Origin of the sequence: Microvirga aerilata (assembly GCF_016743775.1) — a bacterium.
GTDB classification, from domain to species: domain Bacteria; phylum Pseudomonadota; class Alphaproteobacteria; order Rhizobiales; family Beijerinckiaceae; genus Microvirga; species Microvirga aerilata.
Window position 1 is genome coordinate 124,722 of record NZ_JAEQMY010000012.1, and the last position, 22,061, is coordinate 146,782.

22 protein-coding genes are annotated in these 22,061 nt (G+C 64.5%); 8 read left to right on the forward strand and 14 right to left on the reverse strand.

The window, feature by feature from the left end; all coding sequences use genetic code 11:
- Positions 1-3: 3 nt before the first annotated feature.
- Both JKG68_RS10990 and JKG68_RS10995 read right to left on the reverse strand, forming a co-directional pair.
- The gene (locus JKG68_RS10990; protein WP_202059212.1) at positions 4-1,176 is read right to left on the reverse strand and encodes a zinc-dependent alcohol dehydrogenase; all 1,173 of its coding nucleotides are present in this window, start codon (positions 1,174-1,176) and stop codon (positions 4-6) included.
- 135 nt (positions 1,177-1,311) lie between these two features.
- Positions 1,312-1,737, reverse strand: a complete 426-nt coding sequence (locus JKG68_RS10995; RefSeq protein WP_202059214.1) for an NUDIX hydrolase — start codon at positions 1,735-1,737, stop codon at positions 1,312-1,314.
- A gap of 189 nt (positions 1,738-1,926) precedes the next feature.
- Between JKG68_RS10995 and JKG68_RS11000 the strand changes: the two genes are divergently transcribed.
- From JKG68_RS11000 to JKG68_RS11015, 4 genes are all read left to right on the forward strand, one after another.
- Positions 1,927-2,721 (forward strand): inositol monophosphatase family protein, encoded by a 795-nt coding sequence (locus JKG68_RS11000; protein WP_202059216.1) that lies wholly within the window; start codon positions 1,927-1,929, stop codon positions 2,719-2,721.
- Between the two features lie 121 nt (positions 2,722-2,842).
- A complete protein-coding gene (locus JKG68_RS11005; protein WP_246515309.1) occupies positions 2,843-3,889 on the forward strand; it encodes an ABC transporter substrate-binding protein in 1,047 nt (348 codons plus the stop codon).
- 103 nt (positions 3,890-3,992) lie between these two features.
- Positions 3,993-6,194 carry an ABC transporter permease gene (locus JKG68_RS11010; protein ID WP_202059218.1) on the forward strand — a complete coding sequence of 734 codons (2,202 nt, stop codon included), beginning with the start codon at positions 3,993-3,995 and terminating at the stop codon, positions 6,192-6,194.
- Complete coding sequence (locus tag JKG68_RS11015) at positions 6,191-7,306, forward strand: ABC transporter ATP-binding protein (RefSeq protein ID WP_202059220.1); 1,116 nt, start codon at positions 6,191-6,193, stop codon at positions 7,304-7,306. Before JKG68_RS11010 ends, JKG68_RS11015 begins: the two co-directional genes overlap by 4 nt.
- A gap of 5 nt (positions 7,307-7,311) precedes the next feature.
- Here the strand turns inward: JKG68_RS11015 and JKG68_RS11020 are convergent, their stop codons facing one another.
- Positions 7,312-8,079 (reverse strand): potassium channel family protein, encoded by a 768-nt coding sequence (locus JKG68_RS11020; protein WP_202059222.1) that lies wholly within the window; start codon positions 8,077-8,079, stop codon positions 7,312-7,314.
- 178 nt (positions 8,080-8,257) lie between these two features.
- Here JKG68_RS11020 and JKG68_RS11025 point away from each other — a divergent pair, with 178 nt between their 5' ends.
- Positions 8,258-8,917 carry an HAD family hydrolase gene (locus JKG68_RS11025; RefSeq protein ID WP_202059224.1) on the forward strand — a complete coding sequence of 220 codons (660 nt, stop codon included), beginning with the start codon at positions 8,258-8,260 and terminating at the stop codon, positions 8,915-8,917.
- Positions 8,918-8,928: 11 nt separating this feature from the next.
- Here the strand turns inward: JKG68_RS11025 and JKG68_RS11030 are convergent, their stop codons facing one another.
- On the reverse strand, positions 8,929-9,333 hold the full coding sequence (locus JKG68_RS11030; RefSeq protein ID WP_202059226.1) for a winged helix-turn-helix transcriptional regulator: 405 nt from the start codon (positions 9,331-9,333) through the stop codon (positions 8,929-8,931).
- A gap of 103 nt (positions 9,334-9,436) precedes the next feature.
- On the opposite strand from JKG68_RS11030, the gene JKG68_RS11035 reads away from it, so the two are divergent.
- The gene (locus tag JKG68_RS11035) at positions 9,437-10,033 is read left to right on the forward strand and encodes an NADPH-dependent FMN reductase (RefSeq protein ID WP_202059228.1); all 597 of its coding nucleotides are present in this window, start codon (positions 9,437-9,439) and stop codon (positions 10,031-10,033) included.
- Positions 10,034-10,107: 74 nt separating this feature from the next.
- Here the strand turns inward: JKG68_RS11035 and JKG68_RS11040 are convergent, their stop codons facing one another.
- The 5 genes from JKG68_RS11040 to JKG68_RS11060 form a co-directional block, all read right to left on the reverse strand.
- On the reverse strand, positions 10,108-11,271 hold the full coding sequence (locus JKG68_RS11040; protein WP_202059230.1) for an iron-containing alcohol dehydrogenase: 1,164 nt from the start codon (positions 11,269-11,271) through the stop codon (positions 10,108-10,110).
- An 11-nt stretch (positions 11,272-11,282) separates the two neighbouring features.
- Positions 11,283-12,674: an aldehyde dehydrogenase family protein gene (locus tag JKG68_RS11045; protein ID WP_202059232.1), complete on the reverse strand. Its 1,392-nt coding sequence runs from the start codon at positions 12,672-12,674 to the stop codon at positions 11,283-11,285.
- Between the two features lie 11 nt (positions 12,675-12,685).
- Positions 12,686-14,098 (reverse strand): glutamine synthetase family protein, encoded by a 1,413-nt coding sequence (locus JKG68_RS11050; protein ID WP_246515312.1) that lies wholly within the window; start codon positions 14,096-14,098, stop codon positions 12,686-12,688.
- A gap of 18 nt (positions 14,099-14,116) precedes the next feature.
- The gene (locus tag JKG68_RS11055) at positions 14,117-15,652 is read right to left on the reverse strand and encodes an amino acid permease (protein WP_202059236.1); all 1,536 of its coding nucleotides are present in this window, start codon (positions 15,650-15,652) and stop codon (positions 14,117-14,119) included.
- Positions 15,653-15,717: 65 nt separating this feature from the next.
- On the reverse strand, positions 15,718-16,506 hold the full coding sequence (locus tag JKG68_RS11060; RefSeq protein WP_202059239.1) for an N-formylglutamate amidohydrolase: 789 nt from the start codon (positions 16,504-16,506) through the stop codon (positions 15,718-15,720).
- Positions 16,507-16,629: 123 nt separating this feature from the next.
- Here JKG68_RS11060 and JKG68_RS11065 point away from each other — a divergent pair, with 123 nt between their 5' ends.
- On the forward strand, positions 16,630-17,517 hold the full coding sequence (locus JKG68_RS11065; RefSeq protein ID WP_312890776.1) for a MurR/RpiR family transcriptional regulator: 888 nt from the start codon (positions 16,630-16,632) through the stop codon (positions 17,515-17,517).
- 2 nt (positions 17,518-17,519) lie between these two features.
- Here the strand turns inward: JKG68_RS11065 and JKG68_RS11070 are convergent, their stop codons facing one another.
- A complete protein-coding gene (locus JKG68_RS11070; RefSeq protein WP_202059279.1) occupies positions 17,520-18,569 on the reverse strand; it encodes an AbrB family protein in 1,050 nt (349 codons plus the stop codon).
- Between the two features lie 166 nt (positions 18,570-18,735).
- On the opposite strand from JKG68_RS11070, the gene JKG68_RS11075 reads away from it, so the two are divergent.
- Positions 18,736-19,200, forward strand: a complete 465-nt coding sequence (locus tag JKG68_RS11075) for an RbsD/FucU family protein (RefSeq protein WP_202059241.1) — start codon at positions 18,736-18,738, stop codon at positions 19,198-19,200.
- A 15-nt stretch (positions 19,201-19,215) separates the two neighbouring features.
- On the opposite strand, the gene JKG68_RS11080 is transcribed toward JKG68_RS11075, so the two are convergent.
- From JKG68_RS11080 to JKG68_RS11095, 4 genes are all read right to left on the reverse strand, one after another.
- The gene (locus JKG68_RS11080) at positions 19,216-20,418 is read right to left on the reverse strand and encodes a pyridoxal phosphate-dependent aminotransferase (RefSeq protein WP_202059243.1); all 1,203 of its coding nucleotides are present in this window, start codon (positions 20,416-20,418) and stop codon (positions 19,216-19,218) included.
- Positions 20,419-20,531: 113 nt separating this feature from the next.
- Positions 20,532-20,966 (reverse strand): large conductance mechanosensitive channel protein MscL, encoded by a 435-nt coding sequence (mscL, locus tag JKG68_RS11085; protein ID WP_202059245.1) that lies wholly within the window; start codon positions 20,964-20,966, stop codon positions 20,532-20,534.
- A gap of 57 nt (positions 20,967-21,023) precedes the next feature.
- The gene (locus tag JKG68_RS11090) at positions 21,024-21,551 is read right to left on the reverse strand and encodes a VOC family protein (protein WP_202059248.1); all 528 of its coding nucleotides are present in this window, start codon (positions 21,549-21,551) and stop codon (positions 21,024-21,026) included.
- Between the two features lie 12 nt (positions 21,552-21,563).
- Positions 21,564-21,998: a DoxX family protein gene (locus JKG68_RS11095; RefSeq protein ID WP_202059250.1), complete on the reverse strand. Its 435-nt coding sequence runs from the start codon at positions 21,996-21,998 to the stop codon at positions 21,564-21,566.
- Positions 21,999-22,061: the final 63 nt, after the last annotated feature.

Genomic DNA, 22,061 nt, shown 5'->3' on the forward strand with positions numbered 1-22,061 from the left:
CTATCAGGGCTTGAGAACGACCTTGATGCAGCCGTCCTGCTTGTCGCGGAAAATCTTGTACATCTCGGGTCCCTGTTCGAGACCCACCGTGTGCGTGATGACGAAGGACGGATCGATCTGCCCCTCCTCGATGCGGCGCAGGAGGTCGTCGGTCCAGCGGTTCACGTGCGTCTGGCCCGTGCGGATCGTGAGGCCCTTGTTCATGATGGCGCCGAAAGGAATCTTATCGAGAAGGCCGCCATAAACGCCGGGGACCGAGAGCGTTCCGGCCGGGCGACAGACATAGGCCATCTCGCGCAGCACGTGCGGACGGTCGGTCTCCATCATGGTGGCCTGCTTGACGCGATCATACATGGCGTCGACCGTGCCGGCCGCATGTGCCTCCATGCCGACGGAGTCGATGCACTTCTCCGGGCCCTTGCCGTTGGTCAGCTCGTTGAGGCGCTCGATCACGCTCTCCTCGTCGAAGTTGATCGTGATGGCGCCGCCGGCCCGCGCCATGTCGAGACGCTCGGGCACCCGGTCGATGGCGATCACCTGCTTGGCGCCGAGCAGGATGGCGCTGCGGATCGCCATCTGGCCCACGGGGCCTGCGCCCCAGATCGCCACCGTGTCGGTCGGCTCGATGTCGCACTGGACGGCGGCCTGCCAGCCGGTCGGGAAAATATCGCTGAGGAAGAGAAGCTGCTCGTCGGACAGCGTGCTCGGAACCTTGATGTGCGTGGCATCCGCGAAGGGAACGCGCAGGTATTCGGCCTGTCCGCCCGGATAGCCGCCGGTCAGATGGGTGTAGCCGAAGAGGCCGGCCGTGGTGTGGCCGAAGGCCTTGGCGGCGATATGGCCGTTGCGGTTCGTGCGCTCGCAGACGGAAAAGTTGCCGCGTTTGCACTGATCGCACTGGCCGCAGATGATCGTGAAGGGGATCACCACCCGGTCGCCGACCTTCAGCTTCCCCTTGGCCTCTGGCCCGACTTCGACGACCTCGCCCATGCTTTCATGGCCCATGATGTCGCCGTTCTTCATGCCCGGCATGAAGTGATCGTAAAGGTGGAGATCCGAGCCGCAGATGGCACAGCTCGTCACCTTGATGATCGCGTCGCGGGGATGCTCGATCTGTGGATCGGGAACGGAGTCGCAGCGGATATCAGTCGTGCCGTGCCAAACAAGCGCCTTCATCGAAGTCTCCCTCAACGTGCCTGAAAAATGGCCAAGCTTCAGCGCTCGACCTCTCTCGTCACAGGAAAGACTTCTTGAGCAGCTTTGCGTTCCCTGGAAGCCGCAAAAAACGCCTTCACTCTTTTGGAACAGGGCTCAGAGATATTCGGGCAGGCTGCGGATGAGCTGGGCCAGGGCAGGCTCCAGCACCTGATGAGCCGCCTCTTCGACCTCGAACCACCGGGCTTGACGCTGGCCCTTCTCCCGCCAGGATTTGAGCTGCTTGGACACCTCCAGCGGATACACGTCGACCCGGCACAGGTCGAAATGCGCGGCGCGGCGCTTCCAGTAATCGTAATAGCCCAACGGCTCGTTCTTGATGTCGCCCTTGACGCCGGCCTCCTCCTCCGCTTCCTGCGCCGCCGCCTTATGGGGCTTCTTGCCCTTCATCGGCCAGCCCTTGGGGATCAGCCAGCGCTTGGTTTCGCGCGACGTGACGAGAAGCACCTCGACCCTTCCATCCTTGATCCGGAAGGGGAGCGCTGCGACCTGGCTGAGTTCTTCTTTCGGGGTTCTGGGCATTCGACGAGAGTAGGACTCCTAACAAGATAGTTTGTAACGTAAGTGATTTGAGCCGGCTAATAAAGGGTTAGATCGCCAAGTTTTGGGAACGCACTCTCTGTCTTTCGTCTCATGGATTCAGCCATTCTCCCAGACCAGGATGAACCCCTGATAACAAAGCTGCCGGTCACTTTGATCCGGAAGGACGCCATGACCACCAACGATCTGAACATGAGATTTGCCGCAGCCTGCGCCATTGCCCGGGAAGCCGGGGTGCTGGCGCGCAAGCGCTTTCTGGAGAGGCCGCGCTCCCAGCGGCCCGACTTCAAGGGGCCGCAGGACTTTCTGACCGCAACGGATGCCGAAGTGGAGGAGTTGATCCGGGGTCGCTTGAGCGAGCTTTTCCCGGACGACTCCTTCTTCGGCGAGGAAGGCGGCGGCTCCTTCGAGCGCGATGTGTGGGTGGTGGACCCCATCGACGGCACGGCAAACTTCGCTCGAGGCATCCCGCATTTTGCGATTTCCATTGCGTTCGTGCGCGACAACCGGGTGGAGATCGGCGTGATCTATGACGCCATGCACGCGGAACTCTACACCGCGCAGCGGGGCCGAGGCGCCATCCTCAACGGGGAGCCGATTCGGGTCAGCGGCCTTGCCGACATGAAGCAGGCAACCGTGGAAGCCGGCTGGTCGCCGCGCCTGCCGCCCGAGCCGTACGTCTTCATGGTCAACAAGCTGAAAACGGGCGGCGCCAACGTGCGCCGCGCCGGATCGGGCACCCTGGGCCTGGCGTATGTGGCGGACGGGCGCATCGATGCCTATTGCGAGCTTCACATCAATTCTTGGGACGCCCTGGCAGGCCTTCTGATCATCGAAGAGGCTGGGGGCTGGACCAACGATTTCCTGGCAGGGGATGGCCTGCGGCGCGGCAATCCTGTCCTGGCCTGCACACCCGAACTGGCAACCGCCCTCATGGCAGCAACGGGCATCTCGAAACAGCCGTGAGCCGCCATCTTATTCTAAAGATTCAAGTTTGGATCATCGGCAGGGCACTTGACCCATGGGCACAATGAGGAGAGCTTAGCCGGCCAAGCAAATAACAAGAACCACCACATGGGAGGATTGGATGAAGCTGAAGAGGAACTTTGTTGCGGCAACCATGCTGGCAGGCACGATGGCGGCCCTGTCCTTCATGTCTGCCGGAGCGGCTCAAGCTCAAGGCGCTCTGGTTATGTATTGCGGCGTCCAGGAGGAATGGTGCCGCGCCATGACCACCGCCTTCGAGCGGGAAACCGGCATCAAGGTCTCGATGACCCGCAAGAGCGCCGGTGAGGTCTTCGCCCAGATCAAGGCGGAAGCGGCCAATCCTCGCGCCGATATCTGGTGGGGCGGAACGGGCGATCCCCACATGCAGGCAGCCGAAGAGGGCCTGACCCTGGAGTACAAGTCGCCGAAGATGGGCGAGCTGCAGGACTGGGCGGTGCGTCAGTGGGAGCAGTCCAAGAACCGCACGGTCGGCATCTACTCGGGCGCTCTCGGCTTCGGCTACAACACCGAACTCGCCAAGTCCAACAACATCGGCGAGCCGAAATGCTGGGCGGATCTGCTGAAAGCCGAACTGAAGGACGAGGTGCAGGTTGCCGATCCGAACTCCTCCGGCACGGCCTATACGCTTCTGGCGACCATCGTCCAGCTCATGGGCGAGGACAAGGGCTTCGAATACCTGAAAGCTCTGCACAAGAACATCAACCAGTACACCAAGTCGGGCGCTGCTCCGGCCAAGGCCATGGCGCTGGGTGAGACGACAGCCGGCATCGCCTTCATGCACGACATCGTCACGATGGTCGTCGACAAGGCTCCGGTGAAGGTCGTGGCTCCCTGCGAAGGCACAGGCTACGAGATCGGCTCCATGTCCATCATCAAGGGCGCGAAGAACCTGGAGAATGCCCAGAAGTTCTACGATTGGGCCCTGACCGCCGATGCGCAGAAGATCGGCGCGGAAGCCAAGTCCTATCAGGTGCCGTCCAACAAGAGCACGCCGGTTCCGCCCCAGGCTCCGAAGCTCAGCGACATCAAGCTGATCACCTTCGACTTCGCCAAGTACGGCTCCTCGGAAGAGCGCAAGCGCCTCCTGTCCAAGTGGGACAACGAGGTGAAGAACCTGCCCAAGTAGTCGGGCTGAACCGCGCTTTCGGCAAAGCGGCCTGCTGCCTTGCCGAAAGCGTTTCATCCGATCGGCTTCCACGCCGGATCCCACGGATCCGGCATCGGCTTTGATGCGAGAACACACGATGTCACGGGCAACCCTTGGCTTGATCGTTCTGGGCTGGGTCGGCTTTGCCCTCCTGCCCTGGTATGGGTTCGACCGTAATGCATCCCTGGAGTTCAGCGATTACGTCATCGGCGGCTCGGCTCTCGCTCATGGCCTGAGAGGGGCCTGGTGGCTCCTGCCCGTCCTGGCGCCGCTCCTCATGGCTCTGCGCCCGGTGATTTTTCCCTCATCATCAAACGGCACATGGCTTGCGGCATCCGGGTTTGTGGGCCTCGCCCTCATCATCCTTGAAGGCTTTTCCATCGGCTTGAACGGCTGGACGCTGGATGCCCTCAAGAGCTTCGTGAGCGATCCGGGCCCGAGCCAGACCGGCGTGGGCTACGGCGCGGCGCTCACCTCGGCATCGTTCCTGATCATCCTTTGCCATGGCCTTGCGGCCCGCGGCTGGTGCCGGGGCGATGCCTTCGTGACGTCCTCCATCGGCGTCGTGATCGCGCTGATCGTCGTCTTCGTGTTCTTTCCCGTTTCCACCATTCTGGCGAGCGCCTTTGCCGACAACAGCGGCAACTTCGCGCCTTCGGAGTTCATCGTAAAATTCCTCGACAGGTCGATTTGGGGACTGGACTGCCTGTGGGGCGATCTGCGTTGCGGGGTTGCCTGGAACACCCTGTTCCTCGGCCTCCTCGTGGGCGTCGGCACCACGGCTCTGGGTCTCGCCTTCGCGCTGATCGCAACCCGCACGGATTTCCGGTTCAAGAAGGTTCTGCGCGTGATGAGCGTCCTGCCCATCATCACGCCGCCCTTCGTGATCGGCCTTGCCTTGATCCTGATCTTCGGCCGTTCCGGTGCGCTCTCCGCCGTGCTGTGGGAGTGGTTCGGCGTTCCGCGATCCCGCTGGATCTACGGCCTTCCCGGTGTGTTCATCGCACAGCTCCTGGCGTTCACGCCCATCGCCTTCCTGGTGCTCATCGGCGTGGTGCAGGGCATCAGCCCAACCCTGGAGGAGGCCTCGCAGACCCTGCGCGCCAAAAGCTGGACGACCTTCTGGACCGTGACGCTGCCGCTCATGCGGCCGGGCCTCGCGAACGCGTTCCTCCTCGGCTTTGTCGAGAGCCTCGCCGATTTCGGCAATCCGCTCGTGCTCGGCGGCAACTACGAGGTTCTCTCCACCAAGATCTTCTTTGCCGTCGTGGGCGCCCAGCAGGACCAAGGCCGCGCCGCGGTGCTCTCCATCATCCTGCTCGCCTTTACCCTCGGGGCCTTCTGGCTCCAGCACGCCTGGCTCGGCAAGAAGGTCTACACCACGGTGACCGGCAAGGGCGATGCGGGCATTCCGCTGCCGCTGCCGCGCCGGGTGGCGCTTGCCTCCTATTTCACGGCCGTTCCGTGGGCCGTGTTCACGCTCGGTGTTTACGCAATCATCCTCGTGGGCGCCTTCGTGCGCTCGATGGGGCGCGACTACACGCTGACCCTCGAGCACTTCCTCACCGCTTTTCGTGTTGAGAGCACCGGTGCGGGTCTCTACTTCTCAGGCTCGGCCTGGGACTCCTTCTTCGCCACCATGAAGGTGGCGGCGCTCTCCGCGCCGCTCACCGCGGCCATAGGCCTGCTGACGGCCTATCTGCTCACGCGCCAGCGCTTCTCGGGCCAGCGCGCCTTCGAGTTCGGCACGCTGCTCAGCTTTGCCATTCCCGGCACGGTGGTGGGCGTGTCCTACATTCTCGCCTTCAACGTGCCGCCCATCGAGATCACCGGAACGGGATTCATCCTCGTCATGTGCTTCGTGTTCCGCAACATGCCGGTGGGCGTGCGCTCCGGCATCGCCACCTTGAGCCAGATCGACAAGAGCCTCGACGAAGCCTCCCTTACCCTGGGCGCGCGCTCGGCCACCACCATGCGCCGCGTGGTGCTGCCGCTGCTGCGGCCGGCCATCGTCGCTTCCCTGGTCTATTCCTTCGTGCGCGCCATGACGGCCGTGAGCGCCGTGATCTTCCTCGTCACCGCCGAGTACAACATGGCCACGACCTATATCGTCGGCCGGGTCGAGGCAGGCGAGTTCGGCCTCGCGATCGCCTATTCCACCGTGCTCATCGTCGTCATGCTGTTTGCCATCGTGGCGATCCAGCTGGCCGTCGGCGAGCGGCGTCTCGGCCGCCGCAGCGCGAGCGCAGCTCCCTCCCCCGTTGCCGTGCAGGCCATTCCATGAATCAAGCGACATCCATCAGCACCCTGGCCCGGCCCACGGCCTTCAAGAAGCCTGCGGCCTCCGTGGAATTCCGCAACGTGACGAAGCGCTACGGCGCCGTCACGGCGGTGGACAGCGTCTCCTTCACCATTCCTCCCGGCCAACTCGTAACCCTGCTCGGCCCCTCCGGATGCGGCAAGACCACGACGTTGCGCATGATCGCAGGCCTTGAGATGGCAAGCTCAGGCCAGATCCTGATCGGCGGTCGCGACGTGACGAATCTGTCGGCCGCCGACCGGGACGTGAGCATGGTGTTTCAGTCCTATGCGCTCTTCCCGCACATGTCGGTGCTGGAGAACGTGGCCTATGGCCCATCCGTACAGGGCGTCCCGAAAAAGGACGCCTACGGGATGGCCATGGAGAAGCTCGAGCTCATCGGCCTCAAAGGCCTTGAGAAGCGGGCTCCGTCCGAACTCTCCGGCGGGCAGCAGCAGCGTGTGGCGGTGGCCCGCGCGCTGGTGCTGGAGCCGCAGGTGCTGCTCTTCGACGAGCCGCTCTCCAACCTCGACGCCAAGCTGCGTCGGCGGGTGCGCGAGGACATCCGCGAGCTTCAGCAGAGCCTGAACCTCACCGTGGCTTATGTGACGCACGATCAGGAGGAGGCGCTTGCCGTCTCCGACCACATCATCGTCATGTCCAACGCCCGCATCGCGCAGACCGGCGCGCCGCGTGAACTCTATGAGGAGCCTGCGAACCTGTTCGTGGCGGACTTCATCGGCGACGCCAACATCATCTCGGGTGAACTCGTCAGCGTTGCGGGACCGACGGCGCAGGTAAGGATCGGGAATGTCAGTCTTCAGCTCCCACATAGAGGAGCAAGCCAGGGGGCCGTGAAACTGGCCGTCCGTCCCGATGCCATCCTCCTTGACGAGGGCACGGCCTCGACGGGTGCACTTGCCGGCGCGGTGAGGAAGGCCTCCTATCTCGGGACGCAAGTGGAGTACGACGTAGAGAGCTCAATTGGCGATCTCTTCGTCGTTCAATTCGGTCGCAAGGAGCCGGTTGCACCAGGCACTCCGGTTGCGATCTCTTTCGTGACAAACCGAGGCGTCGCCATCATTCCAGACGCATGAAGCTCCTAGATGACCCCCTCATCCGGGATATCGAGGGTCGTGCCGCAGGCCTTGCAGTGAACGGCGTCTCTGTCGTGGCGCTGCAGGGCGCAGACGGGACAGGGATGCTTCACCTTGTCAGGCCTGAGCAGAACCTGCACGAGGCGCAAGAAAAGCGTCACGCCGAAGATCATGATCACGACAGAGATCAGATGGCCTAAGGTTCCTGTCAGGGTGATGTCGCCGAACCCCGTGGTGGTGAGCGCCGCCATGGTGAAGTACAGCGCATCCACGTAATTGTTGATCTTGTCGTTGGCCCTGTGCTGCGTCTCGTACACGAAGCCGGTCATGATGAAGATAAAGACCGCGAGGTTGACCGACGCGATGATCAGTTCCTCGTTCCGGCGAAAGAATGCGCTGTCGGCGCGCAGGCGTGCAAGAAGCTGGTAGGTGTGCAGGAGCCGCACCGTGCGCAGGATGCGCAGGAACCCGATACCTTCCCCAACGATAGGCGCCAAGAACGACACGATCGCAGCCACATCGGCCAGGGTGGTCGGGTGCACCAAGTCCTTCCAGGGGGTTGGGCTGATCGTGAGACGCGCCGAGAAGTCGGCTAGGACGATGAGCCCGAGGATGACATCGACGCCTTGCACCAGCGAAGACTGCGGCAGGAAGGACGAAGCGACGATGAAGACGGTCGTGGTTATGTCGAAGACGAGCAGGCCGTAGCGAAAACGATGGGCCTCAAGGGTATCGCCCTCGTAGAGGAACCTGAGCTTATCGATCAACCGCATCGGGATATCTCGTCGAAGTGCCGGGAAGGGATGCGAACCATCGATGGGATCACGCTTCATGGGGTTTATCAGCTCCCCATCTATGTATAGAGCAGGGTTGCATTTCCAACGGGGTGCGTTTTCGGGCGAAGACGTCTATTCCCTTGGCCCTGCCCCGAGACATTCAAGAGACGGCCCGATGCTCAAAGCCCTGATTTTCGACATGGACGGCACCCTGGTGCACAGCGACCCGGTTCACCTGGAGGCCTTTGCCGAGGTTCTGAGGCCCGAGGGCGTAGAGATCAACGAGGAGATCTACCGCTCCACGATCATCGGGCGCACCAACGAAGCGATTTTCGCCTCCCTCCTGCCGCATCTGCCGGTCGAGAAGCATGAGGCCTATGCGGACGAGAAGGAGGCCACGTTCCGCCGCATGGCCTCGGACCTCAAGCCCTTGGAAGGTCTCCTCGACCTCCTCGCCTGGGCCGAGACGCGGGGGATCAGGATTGCCCTCGTGACCAATGCGCCGCGTCTCAATGCGGACCACATGCTGGAGGCGCTGGGTTTGGCGCGGCGTTTCGAGGTCGAGATCACCATTGAGGAGGTCGAGCGCGGCAAGCCCGATCCCCTGCCCTATCTGACCGCCCTGGAGCGGCTCGGCATCGGGGCCGATCAGGCCATCGCCTTCGAGGATTCGCCTTCCGGCATGAGGGCCGCCAAGGCCGCAGGGCTCTTCTCCTTCGGCGTTCTGACGGGCTTGAGCGCGGACGAGATGCGGGAGATCGGCGCGGACGGCGCCATCCTGACCTTCCGCGACCCTGCCCTCTGGGAGGTCCTGGAGCACCGGATCGGCCGATAGAAGCCGTCTTCTCAGGCCGCGTCGGGGCGCTGCTGATGAACCTCCTGGTCGGCGGCGCCTTCATCGAAGCGCCGCCTTGCGTCCAGGATCTCGTCCCTGTTGACGATAGCCCACTCGCCCAGGCCCCGCACAGTCTTGAGCAGGGAGCAACCCAGCCCTGTGAGCTGGTAATCCACCCGGGGCGGAATGGTGGGATAAACGGTCCGCGTGACGAGCCCATCGCGCTCCAGCCCACGCAAGGTCAAGGTCAGCATGCGTTGTGAGATTCCGGTTACGCTGCGGCGTAACTCGTTGAATCGCCTGGAACCTTCGCCCAGCTGAACCACGACCTGGACGCTCCATTTGTCGCCGACCCGGGACAGGATCTCCGTCACGGTCCGGCAGTCGGTAGGAACATGGATGTGACCCGGTGACATGAAAGTGCCTCCTTGCGCAGCGCCCGAGAAGTTACTTAATGAGCCTCGGTTACAAATCGGAACTTAGGTGTTCCCCACCTGGAATGCAAATCAAGGAAGCATCATGAAGCCCAAGCTTCACATCATCATCGCCAGCACGCGTCCCGGTCGAGTCGGACCCAGCGTCGCGCAATGGTTCAACGACTTCGCAGCCGAGCATGGCAAGTTCGATCCGGTTCTGGTCGACCTGGCGGAGTTCAACCTGCCGATCTTCGACGAGCCCGAGCACCCGATGAAGCAGAACTATCATCACGCGCATACCAAGGCATGGGCGGAAAGCGTGTCCGCGGCGGATGCTTTCGTGTTCGTGACCCCCGAATACAACTACGCTCCGCCTCCGGCTCTGGTAAACGCCCTGAACTATCTGTCCCGCGAATGGAACTACGCCCCTGCCGGGTTCGTGAGCTATGGCGGCATCTCGGGCGGGCTGCGGTCGGTTCAGGTCGCCAAGCAGATCGTCACGACACTGAAGATGATGCCGATCCCGGAGGGCGTTCCCATGCCGATGGTGTTCCAGAACATGGACGAGAACGGAAAGCTGAAGCCCGTGGAGATCTATAAGACTTCGGCGGCCACGATGCTCGACGAGCTCCTGCGCTGGACCGAAGCCCTCAAATCCCTGCGGGCCGAGCGGAAGAGACCCATGAAGGCAGCGGCTTGAGACGCAAGAGCCTCCTTTGAAAAGAAAAGCACCGCTGTTTGCCACAGCGGTGCTTTTTTGTTGATGGTCGAAGGTCAGAGGCGCCCGGACAGGGCATCCTCGAAGAGCTTGCGGGCGCTCTCCCGGGTGATCGGCACCGGATTGCCGCCTGCGGTCGGATCGTTGGGAGCCATCTCGGACATGTCGTCGAAGCGCGCGCTGTCCACTTTGAGGCCCTCGAGCGTGTGCGGCACGCCAAGGTCGGCGCGCAGCTTCAGCACCCAATCAAGGAAGGCCTGGAACGAGGGCTCGAGGCCGATATAGGCGGAAAGCCGCTCGATCTTCTGCTCGATGGCCTCCCGGTTATAGACCAGCACATAAGGCATGAAGACCGCGTTGGTCAGGCCGTGATGGGTGTCATAAAGCGCGCCGGTCGGATGTGAGAGGGCGTGGATGGCGCCGAGGCCCTTCTGGAACGCGGTGGCGCCCATGGCGGCGGCCGACATCAGCTGCGCACGGGCTTCGATGTCCTTGCCGTCCTTGTAAGCCCGCGGCAGGTATTCCTTCACCAGGCGAATGCCCTCGACCGCGATGCCCTCGGCCATCGGGTGATAGCCGGGCGCGCAATAGGCTTCGATGCAATGGGCCAGCGCATCGAGTCCGGTGCCTGCCGTGATGTGGGGCGGCATGCCCACCGTGAGCTCCGGATCGCAGATCACGATCTTGGGCATCATGAGCGGGTGGAAGATCACCTTCTTGGTGTGCGTGGCCTCCTGCGTGATGACGCCGGCGCGGCCCACTTCCGAGCCTGTGCCGGCTGTGGTCGGCACGGCGATGATCGGCTGGATGCCGTTGGGATCGGCCCGGGTCCACCAGTCGCCGATATCCTCGAAATCCCACATGGGCCGGGTCTGCCCCGCCATGAAGGCGATGACCTTGCCGGCATCAAGCGCCGAGCCGCCGCCGAAGGCGACGACGCCGTCGTGCTGGCCCGCCTTCAGCGCTTCGAGGCCACGATAGACGTTGGTCTCGACCGGGTTCGGCTTGATGTCGGAAAAGATCGCGGCCTTGAGACCTGCCGTGATCAGCTGGTCCAACGCCGCCTTCGTCATGGGCTGCGTCGCCAGGAACGGGTCCGTGACGATGAGCGGAGCCTTCATGCCGACCGTGCGGCAGGCCTCGGCCAGTTCGGCAATGCGGCCGGCCCCGAAACGGACGGCGGTGGGGTAGTTCCAGTTGGAGCGGGGGGACGTGGTCATCGGTTTCGCAATCAGATCTGACGGAGGTGGTAGGATTTCGGGCGGGTGAGCGACTCGTAGGCCAGCCGTGACAGGCTCGCGCCGCGGCCCGTGTCCTTCACGCCGGTCCAGGCGAGCGCGGGATCGAGGTAGTCGCAGCGGTTCATGAACACGGTGCCGGTCTCGAGCCGGTCGCCGATGGCGTCTGCCGCATCCACATCGGAGGTCCAGATGGCGGCGGAGAGACCATACGGAGAATCGTTCATGAGGCGGATCGCCTCCTCGTCGCCCGCCACCTTCATGATGCCGACGGTGGGGCCGAAGCTCTCCTCGCGCATCACGCTCATGGAATGGTCCACGTTGGTGAGCACCTGCGGCGCCAGATAGGCCGTGTCGCCGGTGTCGGCGCCAAAGCGCTTGGCGTCGATATGGGCTTTTGCACCCTTCGCCACGGCTTCCGCGTTCTGCTGCCGCACCAGATCGGCGAAGCGCTTGTGCGCCATGGGACCGAGCGTGGTCGCCTCATCGAGCGGGTTGCCGAGAACATATTTGTTCACGAGGTCGACCGCGCCTTCGACGAAGCGGTCGTAGTGCCTCTCGTGCACGTAGATGCGCTCGATGCCGCAGCAGCACTGGCCCGAGTTGAAGAACGCGCCGTCAACCAGGTTCTCGATGGCGTGGTCGAGATTGGCATCCTCGCGCACATAGGCCGGATCCTTGCCGCCGAGCTCGAGGCCCAGCGACGTGAAGGTGCCGGCCGCAGCCCGTTCGATGGAGCGCCCGCCGGAGACGGAGCCGGTGAAGTTGCAGTGATCGACGAGGCCGCTGCCGAGGATGCGGCTCGTCTGGTCGTGGCTGAGATGCAGGTTCTGGAACAGGCCCTTGGGCATGCCGGCCCGGTCCATGGCCATCTGGAAGCGCTCGCCGGCGAGCACCGTCTGCGAGGCGTGCTTCAGCAGCACCGCATTGCCGGCCATGAGCGCCGGCACGATGGTGTTGATGGCGGTCAGATAAGGATAGTTCCAGGGCGCGATCACGAGCACGAGGCCCACCGGCTCGCGCTTGATCATGCGCCGGAAACCCGCCTTCTCGTCATCGGCCGGGATCGGCTGCAGGCTCTTCTCGGCGATGCCGATCATGTAGCGCGCACGCTCCTCGACCCCGCGGAACTCGCCGCCATAGCGAACCGGGCGGCCCATTTGCTGGGCGATCTCCGGCACCACTTCCTGGTTCATGGCAAGCAATGCGTCGAGAAAGGCGGAAACCCTGGCGGCGCGCTCCGCTAGCGGCGTGTTGCGCCACGCCTTTTGCGCCTCGCGCGCTGCCGTGACCGCAGCGTCGATGGCAGCCTCGGACATGATGGGACGGCGAACGAGCTCACGCCCGTCGACCGGGGAAATGCAGACGATATCGGTATCGGCCATGTGGTTTCTTTTCAGATAATCTCGAAATAACGGGCGAGCTGCCAGTCGGTGACGGCCTTGCGGGCTTCACGCTCCTCCCATTCGCGCGTTGCGGCGTAATGGTCAACAAAGGTGTCGCCGAAGAGCTGGCGCGCGGCCTGCGACCCTTTCAGCCGCTCGGCGGCCTCACCCAGGGAACGCGGGAGGGCCCGCTCCTTCGGGTGCTCCACCGCATAGGCGTTGCCCTGGATCGGCTCGCCCGGATCGACCCGGTTCTCGATGCCCCAGAGGCCCGAACCGATGGCGGCGGCAAGCGCGATATACGGGTTGATGTCGGCGGCCGCGACCCGGTACTCCACGCGCTGGGACTTCTCGGAGCCGGGAATGACCCGCAAGGCCGTGGTGCGGTTCTCCACGCCCCAGGCGGAATCGGTCGGCGCCCAGAAGCCGGGGATCAGCCGCGTGTAGCTGTTCACCGTGCAGGCCACCATGGCGAGAATCTCGGGCATCAGCTGCTGCTGCCCGCCCACGAACCAGCGCATGGTGTCGGACATGCCGTGCTTCGCGTCGGCGTCGTAGAACGCCCCCTTGCCAGTATCGAGGTGACGCAGGGAAGCGTGCAGGTGCCCCGACTGTCCGGGCCAGTCGCGGGACCACTTGGCCATGAAGGTCGCCATCCAGCCGCGGCGCTGGGCCAGGATCTTGGTGTAGGTCTTGAACAGGGCCGCCTTGTCGGCCGCCTTCAGCGCGTCGTCGACGCGGATGGCCGCTTCAAGCACGCCGGGGCCTGTCTCCGTATGCAGGCCCTCGATCTCGAAATCCATCTTCTGGGCCAGGTCGAGAAGCTCGTGGTAGAAATCCGCATGAACGCCTGAGCGCAGCACCGAATAGCCGAAGAAGCCCGGCGTGATGTTCTTCAGATCGCGGTAGCTCTTCTCGCGCACGGAATGGGGCGTTTCCTCGAACAGGAAGAACTCGAACTCGGCCGCTGCCGAGACCGAAAACCCCATGTCCTCCGCCTTCTTCAGGACGCGCCGCAGCACGCCGCGCGGGCAGGCTTCCTCCGCATAGCCTTCGAATTCGGCGAGGAAGAACGGCAGATCGTTCTCGAAGGGAACGAGCCGCATGGATTCAGGGATCACCCGCGCCGTCGCATCGGGATAAGCCGTATGCCAGCCGGTGAGCGTGGTGTTGTCGTAGAGCTGATCGTTGGAATCCCAGCCCAGCACCACGTCGCAGAATCCGAACCCCTTTTCGAGGGCGGATTCGAACTTGTCGCGGGCCATGTACTTGCCGCGCATGATGCCGTCCACGTCGGTCAGGCCGATCTTCACGAAGGGCAGATTGCGGCCCCGCACGTAGTCCAGGGCTTCGGCGGCAGTCTTGATCTTGGGAGCGTCCATACGAACAACCTTGAACGGGGATGGAAAGGGAGCGCGCCCCATGCGCGCTCCCGGCTCTTATCAGTAGGACTTGTACTCGCTCTCGCCCTTGGTGAGCGCGAACTCCTCCTCCGGCGAGAGGATGAGCTTATGACGCCCGATCACCAGGAAGTAGGCCATCATCACCGCATAATAGACCGCGACGCCGATCACCGCCGTCTGGAACACGGAGTCCGTGAGCTGGAAGTAGAGCGTCACGGCGGCGATCACCATGCAGACCACCGCACCCGCGACACCGAAGGGGCTGCGATAGGGCCGGTGCAGGTTCGGGAACTTTCTCTTCAGGACGATGTAGGACATGCCCTGCATGAAGTAGGCCAGCATCGCGCCTGCCACCGCCATGTTGAGCAGCGTGCCGCCGATGACCGTCGCGCCCGCCTCGGCGCCTGCCGAGAACCAGATGATCAGCATCACCAGAAGGCCCAGCACCGCACCAGCGATCAGCGCCACGTGCGGCGTCTTGCGCTCGCCATGCGTCACCGACAGGAAGCTCGGGAAGTAGCCCGCCCGCGAGAGCGAATAGATCTGCCGCCCGAAGGCGAAGATGATGGTGTGGAACGAGGCGATGAGTCCGATCACCGCAATGGCCGCGAGGATCTTCGCGATATCCGTGCCGAACAGGGTGCGGAACCCGTCGAGCAGCGGCTCGCCAGATTTGCCCAAGCCCACCGCGCCCGGCGCGATGCTCGTGTTCAGGAAGAGCACGAGGAACGCGGAAGCGATCAGGGTCAGGATGCCGGCGATGATGCCCTTGGGCATGTCGCGCTGCGGATCGTGCGACTCCTCCGCGGCCAGCGGCAACTGCTCGATGGCGAGGAACAGCCAGACCGCGAAGGGCAGCGAGGCCAGGATGCTGCCGAGGCCGTTGGGCAGGAACGGCCCGTTGCCCTCCGGCAGCTCCGCGCCGCCGGGACCGATGTTCAGCGCCCAGCGCGAGAAGTCGAGTTGACCGGAGAACAGAACCGACAGGTAGAAGGCCGCCAGAACGCCGAGCGCCAGCAACGTGACCGTCACGGTGACCCGGAACGAGAGCTCGACGCCGACGATGTTGAGGCCGACGAACAGCGCATAGAACAGGAACCAGTACACCGGCTGGAAGGCTGGCGCCGTCTCGAAGATCGTGCCCAGATACGAGCTGATGAAGAACACGATCACCGCGGGCGTGAGCACGAACTCGATGTTCTCGGCGATGCCCGTGATGTAGCCTGCCCACGGCCCCATGGACGTGCGGGCGAAGGAATACGCGCCGCCCGTATGCGGCAGGGCCGGCGACATCTCGGCGAGCGAGAAGGTCAGGCCGAGATACATGATCGCGATGATGATGGTTGCAAAGAACATCGCGCCGAAGCCGTTGGCCAGACCGAGGTTCCAGCCCGAATAATGCCCCGAGATCACCGCGCCGACGCCGAGCGCCCAGAGCGACCAGACGCGGGCGTGACGCTTGAGCCGGCGCGCCTCGAAATAGCTTTCGTCCACCGTGGTGTAGGTAATGCCGGCAGCGTTCTGCCCCCCGGCCGGCGGGGCATGGACCCCGGGATTTCCTTGTCCGACTGACATCGACTTAACTCCTCCAAGAAGTGTCTGCTTTCAGGCCACGGCACTTCATGCGCCATCCCCGTCATTCAGAGCGTCCGGGCCCCCTCCCTCAAAAGCGGCGCCAGACGGTTGGCCCACGACGCCTGTCCGTCTTGTGTGCGGATCAGGTCGTTGCGGATTTCGATCATCAGCGGAGCAAGGCCGCGCCTTTCGGCATGGCGCTCGAGGGTGTGGAACACCCGGTCCGCTGGCGAATAGGGTTCGTTCATGCCGACGATCAGCGCCGGATCGCCCGCCAGCCCGGCCTCGACATGGCGGGCATAGCGTTCGTCCCGGTTGTAGATGAGGCCGATATGCCAAGGCCGGGGCACGTCCCGGTAGACCGGCGTGAAGGAATGGACGGAGACGACCGCACGGAGCTGCCCTGCCGCCTTGCGGGCCTCCGCCAATGCGTCGACCGCACCGTGGAAGGCCTCGTACACCTCGCGGACCCGCGTTTCGCGCTCGGCATCGTCGAGATCGAGATTGCCCGGAATGGTCGTGCGCTCGCTGAGGGTCCAGATGGAATCGGGCGCCGAAGGCTCGCGATTGAGGTCGAGCACAAGGCGAGACACGGTGGCGTGGATCAGGGGCGCATCGAGCAGGCGCGACAGGCCCTGCGCCACACCGAGAGCGCCGGGATCCCAGGCGATATGGCTCTCCAGCTCCGCAGGGCCGAGACCCAGCGTGCCGTAGCGGGCGGGTAAACGGTTGGAGGCATGTTCGCAGATCAGGAGCACGGGCGAGCGGCCTTGGGAGTTCTCCACAACGGCGACCGGTTCCCCTGCCCTTGCGGCAGAGTTCTCGTCGGTCGCCATCCGGCTCGCCTGCGTCATGCGGTTCTCCTTAAGCCTGCTCGAGACAGGCAAAGCTCCCGTTGAACGCTTGATACGTTTCTTAATGTTTTCTCTTGTCTTGGAATTTCTGATACAGCTTTTCCAAAGCGTCAAGGAGGGGATGTGAATCAATCCGGTATGCGCGACGATCATCGCACTCCCCCAACGGATCCCCCGAGCCTCGCCGAGCGCATCCGGCACGAGATGGACGCCTTCACGCCAAGCGAGAAGCGCGCCGCGCACCTGCTCCTGAGCCATTACCCCTTCGCCGGGCTCGATACGGTGGCCGAATTCGCCTCCCGGGCCGGCATCTCGGCCCCTTCCGTCCTGCGTTTCGTCACCCGCCTTGGCTTCGGCGGCTTTCCGGACTTCCAGAAGCACCTGCGCGAGGAACTGGAGGCACAGCTTCTTTCGCCGCTGGCCAAGGCCGGCCCCTCCGACAAGGGCCAGGGGGCGCCTGCGCTCGCCTCCTTCGCGGAAGCCGTGATCGGCAACCTGCGGGCAACGGTGGAGAACATCGCTCCCGCGGAGTTCGAAGCAGTGGTGGCGCTTCTCTCCGACCCGCGCCGGCCCATCCATTTCACCGGCGGGCGCTTCACGGGCGCGCTCGCGCGCTACGCGGAGAGTCATTTCCGCATCGTGCGCAGCGGGGTGGATTTCATCGAGGGGCAGCCGGCGCTCTGGCGCGACCGGGTGATCGAGATCGGCCGCAAGGACGTGATCGTCGCCTTCGACATCCGCCGCTACCAGGAGGACGTCACCGCCTTGTGCGAAACGGCCGCCAAGCAGGGCGCAACAATCGTTCTGCTCACCGATCCGTGGCTGTCGCCCATCGCCCGCGTGGCGCGGCATGTGCTGCCCGCCCATATCGTCGCGCCGTCCAACTGGGATTCGTCGGCGGGCCTCCTGCTCCTGACGGAAGCGCTGGTTTCAGCGGTGACCAAGCGCCTGTGGGACACGGCCAAACCGCGGATGGAAGCGGTCGAGCGGCTGCGGAACGAGCGGTCGTAGACCTATTCCGCCTCTGTTGCCCTGTCCCGCTGCAGCCTGCCGATCAGGATCGGCAGCACGAGGCCGATGCCGAGGAAGCGGACGAGGTGGTGAATGCCCACGTAAAGCGGGTCGAGCCCCAGGATGAGGGCCAGCACGGTCATGGCCTCGAGCCCGCCCGGCGCGAAGGCGACGAGACCGTTGGCGAAGCTGACCCCTGCAAGCCATGCCGCAACCGCCGCAAAGAGCGCCGCAACGATCATCCCCACCGAGAAGGACCCCAATGCAGCCACGAGCGCCTTGCGCAGGGTCGAGCGCTGAACGTTGCGGAACCGCTCGGCGATGAAGAGCCCGATCAGCACGAGCCCGCCGGTGGCGATCACCGGCGGAATGACGCCGGTCACCCATTCCGTGCCGTGGCTCACGGAGCTCACCACCGTCGCGCCGAGCAGGATGGGGGCTGCGATCTTCAGCCGCTTGAACACGGCCCCCAAGGCGAGGCCGCCGAGAAGAGTGAAGGCCATGCCGCCTGGGCTCTCGACCGGAAGCCCCTCGCCGATCAGCGCGCCCGTGTTGCCCCCTCCCCCTGTCATGACCACGAGACTCGGCAGGAGGGCGATCAGCACGAAGAGACGGAAGTTCTGCACGATGGCGATGGAGGCCACCTCCGCCTTGCGGTCCGCGGCCACGGCCAGGACGGTGGAGAGCGCGCCGGGCACGGAGGCCAGCACCGCATCGGCCCTGCGCCAGCCGGACATGCGCGTGAGCCAGACGGTGGAGGCCGCGGAGATCGCCACGACGCCGACAACGAGAAGGACGAGACTGCCCGGATAGCGCCCCATGGCCGCGATGGCGGCAGGCGTCACCGCTGCGCCCATGGCGGCGCCGGAAATCAGCATGGCCCCGTCGGCGAGCGCGCGGGGCATGGGCACGGCCCGCCCCGAGAGCCCCCAGAGGGTGGCCGCGATGGCCGCTCCCGAGAGCCACGCCGCAGGCACGCCGAGCCAGTGGAAGACCAAGCCCCCGAGAGCAGCGATGAGGATTTGGACCAGGTGGGGAAGGATGGAACGCATCACGACTTTGCTCAATGGACGCCCTTTTCTGCCCCGTCAAATGCCGATGGCGCGCAGATGCCATGCGATGGGCTCCTGCCGGGATGCGTGGAACCAAGCTGAGCATTGCATGTGATCCGAAAGCCTGCTGAATTGCGGTCGACGCAATCCGGACCTGGAGGAAACAGTGCTGCATGGTATCGACCCGGCGCTCAACGCCGATCTCTTGTATGTGCTCCAGGCCATGGGGCACGGCGACGATCTCGTGATCTGCGACGCCAATTTCCCGGCCGATGCCATCGCACGCCAGACCACCTATGGCCGCCTGATCCGCATGGACAACATCACCTCGCCCCGGGCGATCCGGGCGGTCCTCTCGCTCATGCCGCTCGACAGCTTCGTGGAGCATCCGGCGGAGCGGATGGAGGTCGTCGGCAACCCGACCGAGCTGCCGGCCATCCAGCAGGAGGCTCAAAGGGAGATCGACGCGGTGGCCCGGCGCGATGCCGGACGCGACGCGTGGCCCATGGGCTCCGTCGAGCGCTTCGCCTTCTATGAGCGGGCCAAGAAGGCCTATGCGGTGGTCGCCACCGGCGAGCTGCGCTTCTACGGCTGCTTCATCCTGAAGAAGGGCGTGATCCCGCCGGCCTAAGACCGCAACGGAACGCTATCCGACGAGCCTCGGCAGGGCTTCCCCGATGCGCCGGACCGCCTCCTCCACATCCTCGGGCTTGCGGAGGTAGCACAGGCGCAGGTAGCCCTCGCCGGCCTCGCCGAAGGCCGAGCCCGGGGCCAGGCCCACATTCGCCTCGTCGATGAGCCGGAAGGCGATGTCCTTCGCGTTGGTGGCGCCCTTGATCTTCAGGAACGCATAGAAGGCGCCGCTCGGAGGCGGCAGCTCGACGAGACCCGTCTGCGCGAGCCGCCCGACGATCTCCCGCCCCCGTTTGGCGCGGACGATCTGGTCGGCCAGGAAGTCCTCGCCCTGCTCGATGGCGGCCACGCCCGCGCGCTGGATAAAGGTCGGCGTTCCCGAGGTCTGGTACTGAATCAGGTTCTCGATCACCTGCCCCAGGGCCGGCGGAGCCTCCAGCCACCCGAGGCGCCAGCCGGTCATGGCCCAGTTCTTGGAGAAGGTCTGGACGAAGAGGATCTTGTCCTCCGGCTCCATCACGTCGCGGAAGGAGGGCGTGCGCCCATCGACCGCAAGAGCCGGATCGTGGACGAAGCGGCCGTAGATTTCGTCCGCGACGATCCACAGGCCATGCCGCCGGGCGAGATCGAGGGCCGCGCGCAGGTCCGCATGGGTTGCGGTCCAGCCCGTGGGGTTCGACGGCGAGTTGATCACGAGCACGCGGGTGCGCGGCGTGATCGCCTGCTCGAGCCGCTCGAAATCGAGGTGCCAGCCCTGCGCGTCGATGGTCATCGGCACCGCGACGGGACGGGCGCCCGCGATGGTGATGGCGCCGGCGAAATTCGGCCAGGCGGGCGTGGGGATCAGCACCTCGTCGCCGTTGCCCGAGAGCATGCGGAAGGCGAGCTGCATGGCGGGCATGCCGCCCGATGTCACGAAGAAGCGCTCTGGATCGAAGGCCTTGCCGTAGACACCCTCATGATAGCGGGCAATCGCCTGGCGCAGCTCAGGGATGCCGCGCTGGTAGGTGTAGAAGGTCTCGCCTTCGCTCAGCGAGCGGGCCGCCGCCTCGCAGATGAAGGACGGCGTCGGCAGATCGCCCTCACCCACCCAGAGCGGAATGATGCCGGGCTTCAGCCGGCCGTAGCTGAACACGTCGACGATGCCGCTGGTCGGCGCCTGCTCCGCTTCGGGGCGCAGGTTGAGAACGGACGGGATCGAAACGGACGCGTTCATGGGCGATGTCCTTGAAAACAGGCGAACAGGCATGGCCCGTTCGCCCCCTCAAGGCAAGCGCCGAATATGTCTCATGACAAAACACGAAGGGTCCGATCGAACCCTGTGATGAATCAGAGCATCCGCCCTGTCTTCATCAGATCGCGGATTTCGGTGAGCAGCTTCACGTCCGCCGGAAGTTCCGGAGCCTTCCCGGCCGTACCGGTCTTGGCGTCCTCTGTGCGGCGCAGGCGGTTCATGCCCTTCACCAGGAGAAACAGGATCCAGGCGATGATGACGAAGTTGATGGCAACGGTGATGAAGTTGCCCCAGGCCAGCACCGCGCCCTGGTTCTTGGCCTCCGCGAGCGCCGTTGCCGTGACGCTGCCGGACAGCGGCGTGAAGTAGTTCGAGAAATCGAGGCCGCCGGTGGCGGCTCCGATGACCGGCATGAAGATATCGCCGACCAGCGAGTCCACGATCTTGCTGAAGGCGGCTCCGATGATGATGCCGATGGCCAGATCGACCACATTGCCGCGAAGCGCAAATTGCCTGAATTCGTTCCACATGACCGGACCTCCCCTCGCTTGCCTGCCAAGCTTAAGCTGTCCGGTCCCGGGGGTTCGTCAAGCGTCCCGGCTGGCGAGCAGGTTCTGCAGGTCGAGGCGGCGCGTCACCATCTGGAGTTCGCCCTCGGGGGTTCTGGGCCATTGATCCTCCGGCCGGTCGAAATGAAGCTCGATTCCGTTGCCGTCGGGGTCGCTCAGGTACAGGGCCTCGCTCACCCCGTGGTCGCTCGCGCCCTGCAGCGGAACGCCTGCTTCCGCCAGCCTGGCGAGGGCGTCGGCGAGCGCCGCCCGCGTGGGATAAAGGATCGCCACATGGTAGAGTCCGGTGGTGCCGGGAGGCGGCGGGGAGCCGCCCTGGCTTTCCCAGGTGTTCAGGCCGATATGGTGGTGATACCCGCCCGCCGAGACGAAGGCCGCCTGGGTGCCGTAGCGCTGCATCAGCTCGAAGCCGAGCACGCCGCAGTAGAACGCCAGGGACCGATCAAGGTCCGCCACCTTGAGGTGGACATGGCCGATCCTGACGCCGGGATGGATGGGCCGCGCCACCGGGTGTCCGGTGGCGTCATGAGGTGTGGAGTTCAACATGGCTTCGAGACCTCAGGCTGAGCGGGGGGACAAGGCCGGGGCAGTCTTCGCCGATCCGGCCCGCAGCGCAAGGGCGCCGTCGCCCAGGAGCGCCTGGGCCAGAAGGGCCACGATCCAGAGCGCCAGATATTCCCAGCCGCCGTTCGGGTTGTTGAAGAAGAACCCGGCCGGGCCATGCACGAAGACGATGGCGCCGAGCAGGATCGGGACCAGGGCGAGCGATGCCCAGCGGGTGAGGAAGCCGAGGATCAGCGCGATGCCGCCGGCCGTCTCGGCCGCGATGGTCAGGTAGGCGAGCGCCGGCGGCAGGCCGAGGCTGCCGAAGAACCCGGCAGCGCCCGCGGGCGTGAACACGAACACCTTCAGTCCGGCATGGGCCAGGAAGAGAACGCCGAGGGTGACGCGCAGAACGAGGGCAGCATAGGGAGCGGTGCGGGTATCGATCATGAGAGATCTCCTAAAAGGGTCCCTCATATGACCTCAAACCGGATTTATGATAATGCTCGCCAC